Annotated in this window: 18 protein-coding genes; 15 read left to right on the top strand and 3 right to left on the bottom strand. The window is 60.6% G+C overall.

All coding sequences use genetic code 11. The features are described 5' to 3' along the window. The first annotated feature begins 49 nt into the window (after positions 1-49). The 14 genes from cpaB (NFC73_RS01550) to NFC73_RS01485 all read left to right on the top strand — a co-directional run bounded on the left by cpaB (NFC73_RS01550) (position 50) and on the right by NFC73_RS01485 (position 13,226). Positions 50-808, top strand: coding sequence for a Flp pilus assembly protein CpaB (cpaB, locus tag NFC73_RS01550; protein WP_254747073.1), 759 nt, complete (start codon positions 50-52; stop codon positions 806-808). Beyond that, positions 805-2,001 carry a CpaE/TadZ family protein gene (locus tag NFC73_RS01545; protein ID WP_254747071.1) on the top strand — a complete coding sequence of 399 codons (1,197 nt, stop codon included), beginning with the start codon at positions 805-807 and terminating at the stop codon, positions 1,999-2,001. The genes cpaB (NFC73_RS01550) and NFC73_RS01545 overlap by 4 nt, the downstream gene beginning before the upstream one ends. Continuing rightward, positions 1,998-3,443, top strand: a complete 1,446-nt coding sequence (locus NFC73_RS01540) for a TadA family conjugal transfer-associated ATPase (RefSeq protein ID WP_254747069.1) — start codon at positions 1,998-2,000, stop codon at positions 3,441-3,443. The genes NFC73_RS01545 and NFC73_RS01540 overlap by 4 nt, the downstream gene beginning before the upstream one ends. Beyond that, positions 3,440-4,387, top strand: a complete 948-nt coding sequence (locus tag NFC73_RS01535) for a type II secretion system F family protein (protein WP_254747067.1) — start codon at positions 3,440-3,442, stop codon at positions 4,385-4,387. The genes NFC73_RS01540 and NFC73_RS01535 overlap by 4 nt, the downstream gene beginning before the upstream one ends. Before the next feature lie 9 nt (positions 4,388-4,396). Continuing rightward, positions 4,397-5,284: a type II secretion system F family protein gene (locus NFC73_RS01530; RefSeq protein WP_254747065.1), complete on the top strand. Its 888-nt coding sequence runs from the start codon at positions 4,397-4,399 to the stop codon at positions 5,282-5,284. A gap of 279 nt (positions 5,285-5,563) precedes the next feature. Then, complete coding sequence (locus tag NFC73_RS01525; RefSeq protein ID WP_254747063.1) at positions 5,564-5,791, top strand: Flp family type IVb pilin; 228 nt, start codon at positions 5,564-5,566, stop codon at positions 5,789-5,791. Positions 5,792-5,880: 89 nt separating this feature from the next. Then, a complete protein-coding gene (locus NFC73_RS01520) occupies positions 5,881-6,255 on the top strand; it encodes a TadE/TadG family type IV pilus assembly protein (protein ID WP_254747061.1) in 375 nt (124 codons plus the stop codon). Then, the gene (locus NFC73_RS01515; RefSeq protein ID WP_254747058.1) at positions 6,243-7,271 is read left to right on the top strand and encodes a pilus assembly protein TadG-related protein; all 1,029 of its coding nucleotides are present in this window, start codon (positions 6,243-6,245) and stop codon (positions 7,269-7,271) included. Before NFC73_RS01520 ends, NFC73_RS01515 begins: the two co-directional genes overlap by 13 nt. A gap of 41 nt (positions 7,272-7,312) precedes the next feature. Beyond that, complete coding sequence (gene cpaB / locus NFC73_RS01510; protein ID WP_254747056.1) at positions 7,313-8,083, top strand: Flp pilus assembly protein CpaB; 771 nt, start codon at positions 7,313-7,315, stop codon at positions 8,081-8,083. Further along, positions 8,080-9,282, top strand: coding sequence for a CpaE/TadZ family protein (locus NFC73_RS01505; protein ID WP_254747054.1), 1,203 nt, complete (start codon positions 8,080-8,082; stop codon positions 9,280-9,282). Before cpaB (NFC73_RS01510) ends, NFC73_RS01505 begins: the two co-directional genes overlap by 4 nt. Then, positions 9,282-10,847, top strand: coding sequence for a TadA family conjugal transfer-associated ATPase (locus tag NFC73_RS01500; RefSeq protein WP_254747052.1), 1,566 nt, complete (start codon positions 9,282-9,284; stop codon positions 10,845-10,847). Before NFC73_RS01505 ends, NFC73_RS01500 begins: the two co-directional genes overlap by 1 nt. Continuing rightward, positions 10,844-11,776: a type II secretion system F family protein gene (locus tag NFC73_RS01495; protein WP_254747050.1), complete on the top strand. Its 933-nt coding sequence runs from the start codon at positions 10,844-10,846 to the stop codon at positions 11,774-11,776. The genes NFC73_RS01500 and NFC73_RS01495 overlap by 4 nt, the downstream gene beginning before the upstream one ends. A gap of 8 nt (positions 11,777-11,784) precedes the next feature. After that, positions 11,785-12,669, top strand: coding sequence for a type II secretion system F family protein (locus NFC73_RS01490; protein WP_254747048.1), 885 nt, complete (start codon positions 11,785-11,787; stop codon positions 12,667-12,669). 92 nt (positions 12,670-12,761) lie between these two features. Further along, on the top strand, positions 12,762-13,226 hold the full coding sequence (locus NFC73_RS01485) for an Hpt domain-containing protein (RefSeq protein WP_254747046.1): 465 nt from the start codon (positions 12,762-12,764) through the stop codon (positions 13,224-13,226). A 4-nt stretch (positions 13,227-13,230) separates the two neighbouring features. Here NFC73_RS01485 and NFC73_RS01480 read toward each other — a convergent pair whose 3' ends face one another. Then, complete coding sequence (locus tag NFC73_RS01480) at positions 13,231-14,034, bottom strand: response regulator transcription factor (RefSeq protein WP_254747044.1); 804 nt, start codon at positions 14,032-14,034, stop codon at positions 13,231-13,233. A 283-nt stretch (positions 14,035-14,317) separates the two neighbouring features. Between NFC73_RS01480 and NFC73_RS01475 the strand changes: the two genes are divergently transcribed. Beyond that, complete coding sequence (locus NFC73_RS01475) at positions 14,318-15,955, top strand: sensor histidine kinase (RefSeq protein WP_254747043.1); 1,638 nt, start codon at positions 14,318-14,320, stop codon at positions 15,953-15,955. On the opposite strand, the gene NFC73_RS01470 is transcribed toward NFC73_RS01475, so the two are convergent. After that, positions 15,952-16,845, bottom strand: coding sequence for a tRNA pseudouridine synthase A (locus tag NFC73_RS01470; protein ID WP_254747042.1), 894 nt, complete (start codon positions 16,843-16,845; stop codon positions 15,952-15,954). The genes NFC73_RS01475 and NFC73_RS01470 overlap by 4 nt on opposite strands. Before the next feature lie 32 nt (positions 16,846-16,877). After that, positions 16,878-17,570 (bottom strand): 50S ribosomal protein L17, sunset domain variant, encoded by a 693-nt coding sequence (rplQ, locus tag NFC73_RS01465; RefSeq protein ID WP_254747041.1) that lies wholly within the window; start codon positions 17,568-17,570, stop codon positions 16,878-16,880. Positions 17,571-17,603 lie beyond the last annotated feature (33 nt).

Genomic DNA, 17,603 nt, shown 5'->3' with positions numbered 1-17,603 from the left:
ACCGAAAAGTCAGTACGACACAATCAATGATTGAAGAGGAGATCGAAAAGTGAAAACTCGCCTACTGGGAGGCATTGTCGCACTTGTGTTAGCAATAGTCGGCACTTTGCTACTAGTCGCATATGTTCAGGGCACTGAAGCCCGAGCTCAAAAAGACCTGCAACCCATCGAAGTTCTAGTCGTCCAGTCACAGATTCCGGAAGGATCAGATCTTGAGAAGATCAAGGCCTCCGTCAAACTGACTTCCATGCCCTCCGCTTCGGTCCCTAACGGGGCTTTGAAAAGCTTGGACGGCATCGAAGGAAAAGTGGCGTCGGTTGAAATCTTGCCTGGGGAAGCCCTCCTCGGAGCCCGGCTGGTCGATCCCCAAAGTCTCTCCGCTCCCGGATCGGTTCCTGTTCCGGCTGGAATGCAGGAGATTTCAGTCCAGCTGGAGGCGCAGCGTGTAGTCGGTGGCCGGATAGCTGCCGGCGACACGGTAGGGGTAATAGTTCTCTTTGACAAGGGTGCCAACAGGGAAGCGCCTGACGCTGAGACAGCCCAACAGGTATTCCACAAAGTGCTTGTGACCAGCGTCCAAAGGTCAGTCGCGAAATCCACCACCAAGCCGAGTGAGACGGACCCCGCGGAGCAGGCAAATACAGAACTCCCTTCGGGCCAGCTTCTTGTCACCCTAGCCAGGAACGACGTTGACTCAACCAAGATTGCGTTTGGGGCCGAGTTCGGTTCAGTCTGGCTGACGAAGGAGCCAGACACTTCCGTGGAGAGCGCCGGAGGGGTCATCAAGAAGCTGGAGCTGTACCGATGAGCAGATTCGTGTTGGTCACGGCTGATCATGAGTTTTCGCAACGCACAGAGAAGGCGGTCTCAGGACTTCACGGAAACCTCCACTCCATCACCGCCGACTATCTCCCGCCGAGTCCAGATCACATTCTGGGGGTCCTTTCGGGGGAGCTGGTTGAAGTAATCCTGTTGGGTCCCGGTTTGCCCCAGGAAGATTCAATCCAGCTGGCCAGTCTCTTCGATCTGCAGTATCCGGAAATTAGCATCGTTTTGGTTACGGGCAACGACTCGGAGGTGGCATTGCCCGCTATGCGTGCTGGCATCCGCGATCTGCTGCATCCAACAGCCAACGTGGACGCTATTCGCATGATGCTGGAAAGGGCCAGCCTAGCCGCGGCCGGCCGTCGGCGGGGCCTGGGCAGCAGTGTAGAAGGCCAGCCGACCGGGGGCCGCGTGATAGCAGTGATGTCCCCTAAGGGTGGAGTTGGCAAGACAACCGTCGCAACAAATCTGGCCGTCGGGTTAGGAAAGATAGCACCGATGAGCGTCGTGGTACTCGACTTGGATCTGCAGTTCGGAGACGTGGCATCAGGGCTAATGCTGGAACCCGAACGAACGCTGACGGACGCGGTTACCGGGGCTGCCGTCCAAGACAGCATGGTCCTTAAGTCCTACCTCACCGTCCACCCGGCCGGGATATACGCCCTCTGTGCTCCTCTAAACCCCGCTGATGCGGACCGCATCAGCGGGGAGCAAGTTGGCCATCTGATCAGTCAGTTGGCCAATGAATTCCAGTACGTGGTGGTCGATACTGCTCCTGGGCTCGGTGAACATGTCCTCGCAACACTGGAGCTAGGAACTGATGCAGTCTGGGTCTGTGGCATGGACATTCCCAGCATCCGGGGACTGCGAACAGGATTCGGCATTCTCCGGGAGCTCAACCTCCTGCCGGAGCAACGGCATGTTGTCCTCAACTTCGCTGATCGTCGGACAGGTCTCTCCTTGGGAGATGTTGAGGCCACCATCGGGTGTCCAGTCGATGTAGTCCTTCCTCGTTCCAGGGCGGTGCCCTTTTCCACGAACAAGGGAGTTCCGCTGCTGCAGGACGGATCGAGAGATGGCGCAGGGAAGGGCTTGGGACAGCTCGTGGAGCGTTTCAAGCCAGATTGGGAACAAAGACCACACAAGAAACTTCACAGAAGGGCGATAGTCCAATGAGCCTGTCCCAGCGTCTGGAAGCCGCTCGCGGTTTCGACAAACCCACCACAGCGACGACCACCGTTCAGAACGGGCCATGGGCCGGGCAAGCCGGAGGCACATCTGACCTGCCAGGGGGCAACCCAGAACCGAAAATTATGGGCTCCGAAACAAATGAAGCCCTTAGCGCCGTCAAGGAACGTGCCGGAACCGCACTTTACGAGCGTATGGGTAGCCGGATCACCGATTCTTCCATGGACGACGCCGAGCTCCAGCAGTATGTCAAGGACGAGTTGCGCGCGATCATTGAGGAAGACGAAATCCCCCTCAGTCCTTCCGAACGTCAGCGCCTAGTTCAGGACATCATCGATGACGTGCTGGGTCTTGGGCCTCTGGAGAAGTTCCTCAACGACATTGACGTGACTGAGATCATGGTCAACGGGCCCAGCAAGGTATACGTCGAAAGCCGGGGAAAGCTTTTCCTCACCGGGGCCAAGTTCAATAGTGAAGAGCATCTCCGCCGCATAATTGAGCGGATCGTCACGAAAGTGGGCCGGCGAATTGACGAATCATCCCCCCTTGTTGATGCCCGTCTTTCAGACGGATCCCGAGTAAACGCAATTATCCCGCCGTTGGCAGTGAGCGGATCCACCCTTACAATCCGCAAGTTTGGACATGTGCCGCTCACGGTCAATAACCTGATCTCCTTCGGGACCCTTTCCCCAGAAATCGCCGAGTTGCTACATGCCTGTGTCCAGGCTCGACTCAACATCATTGTTTCAGGGGGTACCGGTACCGGAAAGACCACACTTCTGAACGTGCTCTCATCGTTTTTGCCCGCGGACGAGCGCATTGTAACCATAGAGGACGCCGTCGAGTTGCAGTTGCAGCAAGAGCACGTGGTCCGGCTCGAGAGTCGGCCTCGGAATATTGAGGGCAAGGGCGAGGTCAGCATCCGCGAGTTAGTTCGCAACTCGCTCCGAATGCGCCCGGATCGCATCGTGATCGGTGAGGTCCGCGGTGGTGAGTCGCTGGACATGCTTCAAGCCATGAACACTGGTCATGATGGTTCAATATCCACCGTTCATGCAAACTCGCCCCGGGATGCCATCTCCCGGCTGGAAACCTTGGTACTGATGGCGGGTATGGACCTGCCGCTCCGCGCCATAAGGGAACAGATAGCTTCGGCGGTCAACCTGATCGTGCACATTTCTCGGCTGCGCGATGGCACGCGCCGCGTTACGCACGTCACGGAAGTGCAGGGTATGGAAGGCGACATTGTCACGCTCCAGGATGCTTTCGCATTTGACTACAGTGCAGGTGTGGACGCCGAGGGCAAATTCCTAGGCCGCCCAATTCCCACCGGCGTGCGGCCGCGGTTTGTAGATCACTTTGCGGAACTAGGCATCCCGCTGTCCCCGGCAGTCTTTGGCAGTTCGCCCATCGGGGGGGGATTCCGGTGACGGTCGACAACCCTATCTTTCTCGCGGTCGGGATCGTCCTCTGCGTGTTAGCAATTGCCGTTCTGTTCCTGGCAACGCTAGGTGGCGGTCACCGAGAGATCGCCTTATCGCGTCGACGGCCGGGTGCCACGAGCCAGCCATCAGTCCTGACTCGGGTCACCACTTCGGCTGCCACCTTCGTTGAGCGCAATGTCAGCGGCAATGCGCGATTCGGAAGTCGAGAGTCACTTGAACAGGCCGGGCTGAAGATGCGGCAAGCAGATTTCATCTTACTCATCGCCTGCGTCGGCGTCGCAATGGGTGCGGTGGGATTCATCTTGGGAGGTCCGGTATTGGGTGTTCTCTTACTTCTTGCCACGCCCTTGGGCGCGTTGGTTTTCCTCAATATTTTGACAAGTCGACGAAGAGCCAAATTCGAGGACCAGCTTGGTGACACGTTACAAATGCTCGCTGGCGGCCTGCGGGCGGGCCATAGTCTTTTGAGATCAGTTGACGCGGTTTCCAAGGAGGCGGATGCTCCCACATCAGAAGAGTTCGCACGTTTAGTCAACGAGACCCGTCTCGGTCGCGATTTGCGGGAATCCATGTTGGACGCGGCTCGTCGATTACGGAGTGAGGACTTCGACTGGACCAGCCAGGCCATTGAAATTCACCGTGAGGTCGGAGGCGACCTCGCGGACGTGTTAGATCACGTGGGCGAGACAATCCGTGAACGCTCCCAAATTAAGGGACAGGTTCAAGCACTGAGCGCAGAGGGAAGGATCTCTGCTTACATTCTGATGGCCCTCCCGATAGGGATGTTCCTGTATCTCAGCGTGGCAAGCCCTGGGTACATTGGCACGCTATACACCAGTCTTCTCGGTTGGGCCATGATCGGGGCGTCCGTCTTATTACTGATACTCGGTGGCTTCTGGCTCAGCCGTGTCATCAAGATCAAGTTCTAGGAGGTCGTTGTGAGCGCAATGGCGTGGGTAATTATTGCACTAGTAATTCTTCCAAGTTCGTTCATGGTGTGGTCGTTCGTCTCAGTCGATCGCCGGGGTTTTGCCGCTGTTCAAAGCAATCTTGGACGAGGCTTAAGGGCTGCAGAAGGCAGGGATTCCCCTGTCGATACGAAATCGACTATGGCCCTTGGTACACGACTGACGCCCAAGGGCTACGTGGCCTGGCTCGATAAGCTCCTGGCACGGGCGGGGCGCCCGACCAATCTGCCATTGGAGCGCTTGCTCATCGCAAAACCGGCGTTGGCACTAGTAGTGGGCGTGCTGGGAATCCTTCTGATTCTGCGGTCGCCGGCTGGAACTACCGTATTGATGGCCTTGGCTTTGACATTGCTCGCGTACTTTGTTCCCGACATTCTCATTCACGGCCGAGGTGCAAAGCGCCAATCCGCGATTGAACTTGAACTGCCTAACACTTTGGATCAAATGCTGATCTCAGTTGAAGCCGGGCTGGGATTTGAAACCGCGATGACAAGAGCGGGACAAAATGGCAAGGGCCCCCTTGCAGAAGAACTGATTCGAACCCTTCAAGATATGCAGGTGGGCCGGAGCCGTCGCGACGCTTACTTGGCGATGGCTACGCGCACCGATGTTCCCGACCTCCGGAGTTTCGTTCGGGCTGTGGTCCAGGCCGACATCTATGGCATAGCCATTGCCAACGTCCTGCGAACCCAGGCCAAACAGATGCGGGTAAAGAGGCGCCAAAGAGCTGAAGAGAAAGCAATGAAACTACCGGTTAAGGTGCTCTTTCCGCTGATGTTCTGCATCCTTCCCGTCCTGTTCATCGTGATAATAGGTCCTGCCGTCATTAACGTGATGAATAACTTTTCGTCGCTTTAGCATCGATTCCCTACACGGCATGCCTTAGCGCGCCCACCGGCGCCCCAAAGACCGGACCCTCTCGGAACCCAGAACCGAGGGGGTCCGTTTGTGTGCCCAGACAATCAAGGTTTCGCAGCGTCAGCACAGGATTTCCGTAGGGAAAGCGCATGAGACGCGCAGCAGATGAAGACTTGGCGCAGGATGCTGCAAGTTCTCATCAACATCGCATCAAGCGTTGCTAGTTTCGTGTTTGAGCTGGTGCAGGACCAGCCACCCAAAACTCGCTCAGGAGTCCCCATGCTTTCTCTCTACACGAACGTCGCAGTCCGCCTCCAGCGCAGCGAAAAGGGCGCCACTGCCGTGGAATACGGCATTATGGTTGGCCTCATCGCCGTCGTCATCATCGTTGCAGTCGCCCTGCTCGGCGACACTTTGAACCTCATGTTTGAGCAGGTACAGTGCACCGTCAGCGGCAAGACATGGGTTCCGGCTGGTACGTCGGTCGCTACTCGCTGCACCGCTTAGTCTCCTTCTACCGACAACGGGGTGGCGGAGGACATAATCCTCTGCCACCCCTTCCGTGCCGACCCGGAACGACCACGAAAGGCTCACCCATGTCCAGGGCATCCGAGCGTGGAGCCGTGGCGGTTGAATTTGCGATCGTGGCACCCCTCTTGGTCATGATCCTGCTGGGCATCATGGAGTTCGGCCGGGCCTACAACGCCCAGATCTCCCTGACCAATGCCGCCCGAGAGGGCGTGCGGGTCATGGCAGTTTCCAACAACCAGACCTCAGCCCGGACAGCGGCCAAGAACGCTGCCGTTTCTCTCAGCCCAGGCCTTGCTGACGCAAACATCATATTCAGCACAGCCAGCTGCACCCCCACTGCGCAGATGACTGTGACCGTCAATTACACGCTCAGCACATTGACCGGAATCGCCGGTCCGTTCACCATGAAGGGCAAGGGGGTAATGCTGTGCGGCGGCTGAACGTGGAGCAGAAAAGGGAACGCGGCGGCATCAGCGTTATTGTGGCCCTTCTCATGGTGGTGCTCTTGGGATTCGCGGCCATTGCTGTGGACGTCGGGATGCTCTATTCCGAGAGGGCACAGCTCCAGAACGGCGCCGACGCTGCGGCCCTGCTCGTGGCCCAGAAATGCGCTACTAGCAATGCCGACCCAAACTGCGCCGCTACCTCCACCCTCGCTGCCTCCGTTTTGAACGGCAACGCCCTTGACGGCCGAAGCAATGTAAAGTCCCTCGCCCTCGACTTGCCGAACCGCACGGTCAATGTCACCGCCGGGGCCCAGGAAGAGGGCCAGGAACCAAACAAGATAACGCTGTTCTTTGCCAACGCCTTGGGATTCTCCAGCGCCGAAGTGAACGCGAACGCAAGTGTCCAGTGGGGCAGCCCCGTGAAAGGAACAGCCCCGTTCCCCATAACCGTTTCCATCTGCCAGGTCAGAGGCCATACCGACGAGATGGTGCTGCTGCAGCTCCATGGAAAACTAGCAAACGGGATCTGCAACTACGGTCCTTCCGGGGCACCTGTATCCGGCGGGTTTGGCGGCCTCGTTCAGGATTCCGGCTGTGGCGCGTACATCGACATTCTCGTGAACGAAGGTGGCAGTGAAACGGGCAGCAACCCGCCGCAAAACTGCGACGCAACCTTCTATTCCTGGGCTGCAGACATAAACGCCGGCAAGGACGTGATTTTACTGCTTCCGGTGTTCGATGGCGTCTCCGGGACGGGCTCGACAGCCATCTACCGCATGAAGACTTTTGCAGCTTTCAAAGTCGCCGGCTGGAAGTTCAGCGGCGGAAACACCTTGCCCTATACCTTCCACAACAGGTATCCGGATGTTCCCCTCGCATTTGAGTGCCGGGAAGCACTCCAATGCAAAGGAATCATAGGCACTTTCGTCAAGTACGTTTCATTGGCAGACGGCTACACCTTGGGTGCGGTCGACCCGGACGGCGTCACCGTCGTCGAAATCAGCGGTTAATCCTTGAAACACCAAGATCCCGAACCACACAGGAGAAGTAAGTGAAGTCACGCTTGTTGGCAGGAGTCGCAGCAGTGGTGTTGGCCATTATCGGCGCTGTGCTGATGTTCACCTACGCCCAGGGAGCTGACCAGCGCGCCGTGCAGAAGTTGGAGCCTGTAACCGTGCTTGTGGTGAAACAGGCAATCCCTGCGGGCACTCCGGTGGAAGCCATCAGGGCGTCGATCGCCACCGAGCAGCTTCCTGGTGCTTCAGTTGCAAAAACTTCCCTCACCACCCTCGACAATGAAGCCGGAAAAGTAGCTGCCGTGGACCTCGTGCCCGGTGAACAGTTGGTGGCCGAGCGCCTGGTGGCACCGGAGGACCTCAAGATGTCCGGATCCGTCAAAGTGCCCGCCGGCCTCCAGGAGGTGTCCTTCCAGCTGGAACCCCAGCGCGTCGTCGGCGGGCGGCTTGCTCCGGGCGACCATGTGGGGGTCTTCATCTCCATGAAGCAAGGCGGGCTGGAGGCGAAGGCCGACAAGGAAACAACCCAGCTGTCCGTCCACAAGGCACTCGTGACGGCAGTCCAACGGGCACCCGAAGCAGCTGCCGCAGCACCTGAATCCTCTGCGAGCGCAGAGCCGGCAGCAGATCCCCGTGAAACAACCCTCCCCTCAGGATCGCTGATGCTCACGGTAGCAGTAAACGACGTTGACGCCGCCAAAATCATCTTCGCCTCAGAATTTGCCACCATTTGGCTCACCCGTGAGCCGCTTGACGCCCAGGACAACGGTCCGCGGGTCATGCAGCGGCCGGAGGTATACAAGTGAGCCGCTTTGTCCTGGTGACTCCCGACGTCAACTTTGACGGCCGCCTGCGACAGGCCGTGGAAGGGGGCCTCCAGGGAGGCGTCGAGACGTTCTTCACGAGTGTCCTGCCTGCGGATCCGCATGAGCTGTTTGCCCCACTGGACCAGGACTTTCCCGAAGTACTCATCCTTGGCCCAGAGGTTCCCGTTGACGACGCGCTCCGCCTGGCCACTGTGCTGGACGTGAGCTTTCCGGAGTTGAGCGTCATCCTCGTCAGCGAACCGGATCCGGCATTCCTGCTCCAGGCCATGCGCGCCGGGATTCGGGACATCATTAGCCCGGCATCGGACCCGGCCCAGATCCGCGTGCTCCTTGAGCGTGCCTGCCAGTCCTTCGCCAGCCGGCACAGGTCCCAGGAGCCAAAGCAGTCCGGCTCCCCGGACACCCCCAAGGGCCTCGTGATCGGCGTCTTTTCGCCCAAGGGAGGCGTCGGCAAAACGACCATCGCTACTAACCTTGCTATCGGCCTTGGGAAGATCGCACCGATGAGCGTGGTTATTGTGGACCTTGACCTGCAGTTTGGCGACGTCGCCTCAGGGCTCTATCTCAACCCCGAGCACACCGTGACGGATGCGGTCTCCCCGGCCGCGGCCCAGGATTCCCTGGTCTTGAAAGCGTTCCTGACTGTGCACCCTGGGAGCATCTATGCCCTGTGTGCCCCCCCGACTCCGGTGGAAGCTGACGAAATCGCTCCGGAACAGATCAGCCGCCTGCTTGAACAGTTGGCGGAGGAATTTCAGTACGTCGTGGTGGACACAGCGCCGGGCCTACCTGAGATCGGCCTCGCTGCCATGGAACGGTGCACCGACGTGGTGTGGGTCAGCGCCATGGACATCCCGAGTGTCCGTGGGCTGCGTTCCGGGCTGGGTGTCCTGCGCCAGCTCAACATCCTGCCCGAGACCCGCCATGTGGTCCTCAACATGGCGGACGCGAAAGCAGGGCTGACAGTCCAAGACGTGGAGTCCACCATCGGGGCTCCTGTCGACGTCAGCATCCCCCGTTCCCGTGCTGTCGCCCTTTCCACCAACCGCGGCATCCCTGTCCTTCAGGAGCCGGTGAAAGACCCGGCCACCAAAGGGCTGCGGCAACTGGTGGACAGATTTAATCCGACCTGGCGCGCCCAGGCCCAACGGAAGGTGCATCGAAGGGTGGTTGTTTAATGAAACTCTCAGAGCGTATCCAAGCTGCGCAGCTCAAGGGTCAGCCCCAGCAGTCGGCCGTCGCCCTGGCTCCCGCCCGGCAGACCAAGGCCGCTCCGGAGACTGCCTCAGCGCGCATCAGCGCCGTCGAGCCCAAGAGGGCGGAGGTCAAGCGGTCTGACGCCAAAACCTCGCCCGGCGGTTTGCCCACCCCCCGTCCGGCGCCCGTGAGCGAGAGCTTCTCCGACCACCTTGAACCACCCAAAGCGAAAACCCAACAACCCGTTGACGTTTTCGCTGCGCTCAAGGAACGCGCTGCCACCGCGTTGTTCGAGCGCATGGGAACCCGTTTCAACGATTCGGCTGTTACCGAAGACGAACTCAGGACCACGGCCCGCGAAGAGCTGACCCGGATCATCGACACGGAACAGGTCCCGTTGTCAGCCGACGAGCGAACGCGGCTTGTTCGCGACGTCGCCGACGACGTCCTGGGATACGGACCGCTTCAACGGCTGCTTGACGATCCCGAAGTCACCGAGATCATGGTGAACCGCATGGACCAGATCTATGTTGAACGTAAGGGCCAGCTGACGCTGACGGACTCCCGTTTCAGTTCCGAAGCCCATCTCAGGAAAGTGATCGAACGCATCGTTTCCAAGGTGGGGCGTCGCATCGACGAATCTTCGCCCCTGGTTGATGCCCGGCTCGAGGACGGCTCACGTGTCAACGCGGTGATCCCGCCGCTGGCCGTCGGCGGGTCCTCACTCACCATCCGTAAGTTCAGCAAAGTACCCCTGACGGTCCGGAATCTTATCGACTATGGAACGCTCACCCCGGAAATGGCGGAGCTGCTCAACGCCTGTGTGAAGGCGAAGCTGAACATCATCGTCTCTGGCGGAACGGGCACGGGAAAGACCACCCTGCTGAATGTGCTGTCATCCTTCCTGCCGGCGAACGAACGGATCGTCACTATCGAGGACGCCGTCGAACTCCAGATCCAGCAGGACCACGTGGTGCGTCTGGAAAGCCGCCCACCTAACACCGAGGGCAAGGGCGAAGTGACTATCCGCGAGCTGCTCCGAAACTCGCTCCGTATGCGCCCTGACCGCATTGTTGTGGGTGAGGTCCGTGGGGGCGAATCGCTGGACATGCTCCAGGCCATGAATACTGGCCACGACGGTTCCCTGTCCACCGTTCATTCCAACTCGCCCCGCGACGCCGTGGCCCGTTTGGAGACGCTTGTCCTGATGGCGGGCATGGACCTGCCGCTGCGGGCCATCAGGGAGCAGATTGCATCAGCCGTGAACCTGATCGTCCAAATCTCACGACTGCGCGACGGCACCCGGCGGATTACCCATGTCACCGAAGTCCAGGGCATGGAGGGCGATATCGTCACCCTTCAGGACGCTTTTGTATTCGACTACTCAGCGGGTATGGACGCACACGGCCGCTTCCTGGGCAGTCCGGTTGCCACGGGGATCCGCCCCCGTTTCATCGACCGTTTTGAAGACCTTGGAATCCACGTCTCGCCGGGAGTGTTCGCCACTCCGGCTGCACCCTCAGCTCCCGCTATGGACCGGCCATGATGCTGACAGCCGGAGCGGTCCTCGTCCTGGCTGCTGCAGTCCTGCTGGGTGTTGCGTTCATCCTCCGGCCTGCTCCTGAGGTCCCCCTCGACAGACGGCGTCCCTATGAATCCAAACCGGCTTCCCAGCTGACCCGCATCACTGGTTCGACAGTACGGATTCTTGACAAAACCCTTGACGGCGGAAGCCTGCGCCTCTTCAGCCGGGACGCGTTGGAGAATGCCGGAGTCCGCATGACGCAGGCTGAGTTCCTCGTTCTGATGGCAGCCGGGGCCGTGGTGGGAGCCCTGGTGGGGCTGATCGTGCTCGGCCCCATCCTCGCGATCCTCCTGTTCGCCGCGGCACCCTTCGTGGGGCAAGTTGTCCTGAATTTCCTGGCAGGCAAGAGACGCACCAGGTTCGATCAGCAGCTTGGTGACACGCTGCAGTTGCTGGCTGGAGGCCTCCGTGCGGGCCACAGCATCCTCCGTGCCATCGATGCCGCGGCTGAAGAATCGCAGGCCCCCACGTCGGAAGAAATGCGCCGCGTCATCACGGAGACCAGCTTGGGTCGCGATCTCCTCGCGTCACTGACCGATACTGCCGAGCGGATGAAGAATGAAGACTTCGTTTGGGTGGCCCAAGCCATCCAGATCAACCGGGAAGTGGGTGGCAACCTCGCGGAGGTCCTCGACCAGGTCAATGAAACCATCCGGGAGCGGTCTGAAATCAAAGGCCACATCAAGTCGCTGGCAGCAGAGGGTAAATTCTCCGCGTATATCCTCATCGCGATGCCGTTTGGAATCGTGGTCATGCTCATGGGGGTAAACCCGGGGTACATGAATTCAATGTTCACGCATCCCCTGGGCTGGGGAATGATCGGGCTCTCCGTCATCCTAATGACGATCGGCAGCTTGTGGATGCGCAAAATCATCGACCTGAAGTTCTGAGCTGAATCATGAATGCCTTGGTATTTTCCTCGCTCGTCATGGTGGCCCTGCCGGTTGGTTACCTCACTTGGTCCCTCCTCGCTGTGGACCGCAAGGGCCGCACCGCCACAGTGGAGATCCTCACGCGGGGCAGGCAGGATGCCCACGCCCCGGAAAAAAACGGCAGCGGATTCCTCTCCGGCATCGGCTACCGGCTGACGCCGGCAGCCTATGTCCGCAAACTCGACCGCCTGCTGTCACTCGCAGGCCGACCCGTCGCCTGGCCGCTGGGCCGAATCCTTGCAGCAAAACCCGTCCTAGGGCTGGTTGGGGCCGTGCTGGGTCTGTTGATCAGCACCAGCAGTCCGGCACCGCTCATCAAGCTCACGGGTTTGTTTATCCTGTTCCTAGGGTATTTTATCCCCGACCTGATGCTGTACAGCAAAGGCACGGAACGCCAAAAGGTCATGCAGCTGGAACTGGCGAACACCCTGGACCAGATGCTCATCTCTGTGGAAGCCGGGCTTGGATTCGAGGGAGCAATGGCACGCGCGGGGGCAAACGGCAAGGGACCGCTGGCGGAGGAATTGGTCCGGACTCTGCAGGACATGCAAGTTGGGCGTAGCCGCCGGGAATCCTATCTGGCCCTCGCCGAACGGACCAGTCTCCCGGAGCTCCGCAGCTTCGTCCAGGCCATTGTCCAGGCAGACAAGTACGGCATCGCCATCAGCCGGGTCCTGCGGATCCAAGCCAAAGTCATGCGGGTAAAACGCCGCCAGCGGGCCGAGGAAAAGGCCATGAAACTCCCCGTGATGATCCTCTTTCCCCTGCTGTTCTTTATTTTTCCCGTGCTCTTCATTGCCATTCTGGGGCCAGCCGTTATCAACACGGTTGTCACTTTCAGCAGCCAATGACGGCGGATACTCAAAGTCAAGGATCACTCAAGGTTTCCACAGGATAGACCGAAAACGGACTTCGAAGTAACTAGAGGAAGTAGCCTTGAAGCATGGATAGTCCACCACTCACCTCCAGCAGCGGGGGTGTCCCTGCCGAATTGTCAGCTGCGGGGACTGCTGCAGGCGTGGGCGCTGGCGTGCAGCAGGCCGGCAATGACGCCATGCGCTGGGTTGAACCCGACATCTTGGCAGAGCTGGAAGCGGAACTGGACGGCCCGGAACTTGCCGTTGGATTCGCCCGCGATTACGCGTCTTTGTGGGACCAGCGCTTCAGCCGGCTGTCGGCAGCGGTCCACACCGAGGACCGCCCCATTGCCTTGGACGCCGTCATCAGCCTGCGGATCGCTTCAGCAATGGTAGGCGGGATCCGTTTGTCAGTCCTGGCTCAAGCGCTGGAGGATGCCATCCGCCGTAGCGACTTCGTCCAAAGCCAGGCACTGCTGGCAACCCTCGCCGAGCACGGAGTGCGTACAGTCTCAGAACTCCAGGCGAACTACATCCTGAAAAACGACTAACCCTTCAGTGATCAGCCCCCGGCCAGCCCTGCAGGTCGGTCCTTGTTGGTGCGAGCCGGTAGCCCACTCCGCGCACCGTCTGAAGCCAGCGCGGTGACACTGGGTCTTCCCGCAGCTTGCGCCGCAGGTTCCCGACATGGACTTCCACGGCCCGCTCGTCAGCCTCGCTGATATACGCATCGGGCTCATAAAGGTCACCCCGGACCGCTCGCACCAGATCGGACCGAGTACACACCGCACCCTCGCCGCGGAGCAAAGTATGCAGGAGGTCGAACTCGCTGCGCGTGAGTCCGAGGTTGACCTCACCAATCACCACCGTGCGCGTCCGGTAGTTCAGAATGAGCCCGTTGTGCTGCAGAACTCCCGCGTGGGTGAAGGTTGCCGGCGCGGCCGGAGGCTCGACCCATGTAGCCGCCTGGGGTGGACCGGTGACTTCATGGCGCGGCCTGCGCATCATGGCCGCTACCCTGGCCCGGAGCTCACGCGGCCTGAAGGGCTTCGCGATGTAGTCGTCCGCACCGGCGTTCAGGGCCGAGAGCAGATCCGGCTCATCGGTCCGGCCGGTCAGCATCACCACGTAGGCATCGCTGAAATTCCTGATCCGCCGCAGGACCTCAAACCCGTCAATGTCCGGAAGGCCGATGTCCAGCGTGACTACCTGGGCCTTGTTATGTCGTACCACTTCTACGCCCTCCCGCCCTTCGGCGGCAGTATGGACCTCAAAACCAGCCTGGGTCAGGACCCCTTCGAGGAGGTTCCTGATGTCCACGTCGTCTTCAATTACTACAGCTACGCCAAGATCGTCCATGTCTATCCCTGTTGCCAGGCGGAAGAGGCCCCCATTAGCCCAGCGCCAATCCCCTCAACCACTCCAACTCTCTATACGGTACAAGTATGAACGGCGGATGACACGTCTTCCCGCGTTTAGTTTTTGTAAAGTCAATTATCATGACAGCAAATCCGCATTAGGATTCGAAGGGTGTTGTGCTGCGTCCAATGAGCATTTGGGCGCATAAACTAGTTGGGGACGGAATTGGGGCCGTCAAGAAAGTTGGAGAGCCGGTATGGCCGTACGTCCATCACCTCGGGGAATGGCCCTTAAATTCAAGAATCTGGGTCCACGCACCCAGGTCGCCCTGTGCCAGCTTCCGCTGGCCCTCATTGTCATCGTCATTGCCGTGATGACGCCCTTTGCCTGGCCTTCGCTGGTGGGCAGTCCCCTCTATCTGGCTGGAATCGCCATCCATGTCATTCTCTTCCTGGCATGTTTCCTGACTCCGTGGGAGCGTCTGCGCCGTAGCGCCTACCTGGTGATTCCGATTCTTGACCTTCTCGCCATCGGAATCCTGCGAAACGGCGCCGCACCGCTCCTCTCAGGATTGGCGATCCTGGTCATATTTCCCGTTATTTGGCTCGCCGCTTCCGGCATGCTGATCCGGACCAGCCTGGTGCTCAGCGCTCTGGGGCCGCTGTTGATCATGCTCCCGTCGCTGGCCGGAAGATTCCCAAATCTCACGGCAGCGGACATCACATCTCTGATCCTCTTCCCGCTCATGATGCTCGCCGTTGCTTTTGCAATCCGGTTCGCCAGCGTCAATATGCGGGTACAGCAGCGGCAGTTGCAGGCCATGGGAGAGGAACTCCGGGAGCTGCTCGCCGCGAGCAGGGAGCGCGAAAGACTGCTGACGACCATTCTGGACGCTACCGACGTCGGCATTGTCGCGGTCGATTCAAACGGCGACCAGCTGCTGGCCAACAACATGATGAGGCGATTGCAGCAGATCGCCACCCCGGCCGACGGAGCGGCCAACGAAGACCAGCATCTGGTCTTCGCCCACGACAAAGTCACTCCCCTGCCGCCGGACAAGCGTCCCATCCGGCGCGCCATCGAAGGCGAATCGTTCGCTGACTATCTGGTGTGGATCGGCGAGGGCCCGCAGCAGCGCGCGGTATCCACCGCCGCGAGACCGCTGATGGACGACGGCGGCCGCCTCACCGGAGCGGTGGTCGTCTTCAGCGATGTCACCGGGCTGGTTGAAGCCATAGCAGCGAACGAGGAACTGGTCTCGAACGTCTCCCACGAGTTCAGGTCCCCGCTCAATTCCATCCTGGGCAACATCGACCTGGTGCTGGAGGACAGCGAGGGACTCTCCGATCTGGCGGTCCAGCGGCTGGAGGTGGTGCAGCGCAACTCCGAACGGCTGCTCGCCCTGGTCGCGGACCTGACGCTGGAGGCTTCTTCCGCCCTGAAGGTCCACCCGAAGCGGACCGACATTTCCGGCCTGGTGGAGACAAGCATCGGCTCCGCCCAAGCACAGGCGGAGCGGTCAGCCGTGGCCCTGGTTGCCCACGTGCCCTCGCCGCTCTGGGCCTATGCCGATCCGCTGCGGATCGGCCAGGCACTGGACAACCTGGTGTCGAATGCCATCAAATACTCGCCCGACGGCGGCACTGTGACCATCAGCGCCGCCGGCACCGAGACGTGGGTCAAGCTTGTTGTACAGGACACCGGCATGGGCATGGCCCCGGAGGACGCGGCCAAGGTTTTCCGCCGGTTCTTCCGCGCCGAATCGGCCCGGAACGCAGCCATCCCGGGAGCCGGGCTGGGCCTGTCCATCACCAAGACCATCCTGGAACGCCACGGCGGGGCCATCGCCTGCGCCAGCGACTTAGGCGGCGGCAGCACCTTCACCATGACCCTGCCCGTCGAATCCGGTGGTCGCGTCTAGTGCTTGCGGACTGCCCTTGTCAGCTCGGCCCTCGCCAGCATCTCGTCGTCGGACGGGTAGGCCACTTCCTCCAGGACCAGCGGGTGCGGGGCGGCCAGAACGGACTTGGCGTCCCGCTTTTTCGCCAGCAGGCGATCATGCAGCCACCCCGGCTCCTCGATGCCTTCCCCTACGAACAGGGCCGAGCCCACCAGGGAACGCACCATGTTGTGGCAGAAGGCGTCGGCCTGCACGGTGGCCACAATAACGCCGTCCTCACCGCGGTGGAACTCGAAGCGCTGCAGCTCGCGGACGGTGGTGGCACCCTCCCGCGGCTTGCAGTAGGACAGGAAGTTCTGCAGCCCCAGCAGCTGCACGGCTCCGGCGTTCAACAGGTCCACGTCCAGCGGGTTTGGGTGCCAGAGCGTGAAGTACCGTTCGAGCGGATCCCACAGGGCGGGTCCATCCGCGATGCGGTAGCTGTATCGCCTCCACAGCGCTGAGAACCGCGCGTCGAACCCCACGGGCGCCAAGGACACCAGATGGACCTCGATAGCCCCGGTCAGGTCGCCCAGCCCCCGGCTGAGGGCGCCACGAATCCGCCGCAAGAGCGCGACGGCGGGATCCAGTTCGTGCCCGCGCGGCAGCTTCAGCCACTCGGCCTCGGTCAGGTCCAGGTGGACCACCTGGCCGCGGGCGTGCACGCCGGCGTCGGTACGTCCCGCCACGGTCACCCGGATGGGCCGGCGGATCAACAGCGCCAGCGCCTCTTCCAAGATGCCCTGGACAGTGCGCAATCCCGGCTGCACTGCCCACCCGTTGAAGGGGCCGCCGTCGTACGATAAATCAAGCCGGACACGCAAAAACCCGCCGCCCCCCAAAACGGGGGCAGCGGGTTTTTGGTCGTTCATAGACATAAGTCTACTGGAGCGTCAGCGCCTGATTACTCAGCTTCGACGGCCTGAGCAGCGTCGCCACCGGCAGGCACGAAGCCTGCGGCTGCGGCGGACTCCGCAGAGTCGAACCAGACTTCAGCAGTCGTGGCGTCGTACCAGCGGGAGCCGGGAACGTGGTACTTCATGGAGTCCTCGTTGCCCTTGACCTCGAAGCCCTCAGGGGCAACGTTGTCAGCCGTAGCGGGCTTGGAGCCGGCGTACTTGGCTTCAGCAGCTTCGGTCTCAGCGGCTTCGGTTTCAGCAACCGGAGCTTCTTCGGCAACCGGAGCAGCCTTGGCGGCAGCCTGGGTAGCCTCGGCCACAACGGCCTGCTTGGCGGAAACCGGCTCGAGAACCAGTTCGATGACAGCCATGGGAGCGTTGTCGCCCTTGCGGTTGCCGATCTTGGTGATGCGGGTGTAGCCGCCGTCGCGGTTCTCCACTGCCTGTGCAATGTCGGTGAACAGCTCGTGGACGATGCCCTTGTTGCTGATCAGGCCGAGTACACGGCGGCGGGAAGCCAGGTCGCCACGCTTGGCGAAAGTCACCAGACGCTCGGCGTACGGCTTCAGTCGCTTGGCCTTGGTCACCGTGGTGGTGATCCGCTTGTGCTCGAACAGTGCGGCGGACAGGTTCGCGAGCATAAGACGCTCGTGAGCCGCTCCGCCTCCGAGGCGCGGACCCTTAGCGGGGGTAGGCATAATAGTTTCTCCTCATATGGAAGCCAGTGGGCT

This window comes from Pseudarthrobacter humi (assembly GCF_024294965.1).
GTDB classification, from domain to species: domain Bacteria; phylum Actinomycetota; class Actinomycetes; order Actinomycetales; family Micrococcaceae; genus Arthrobacter; species Arthrobacter humi.
This window is presented reverse-complemented; position numbering and strand designations above follow the sequence as displayed.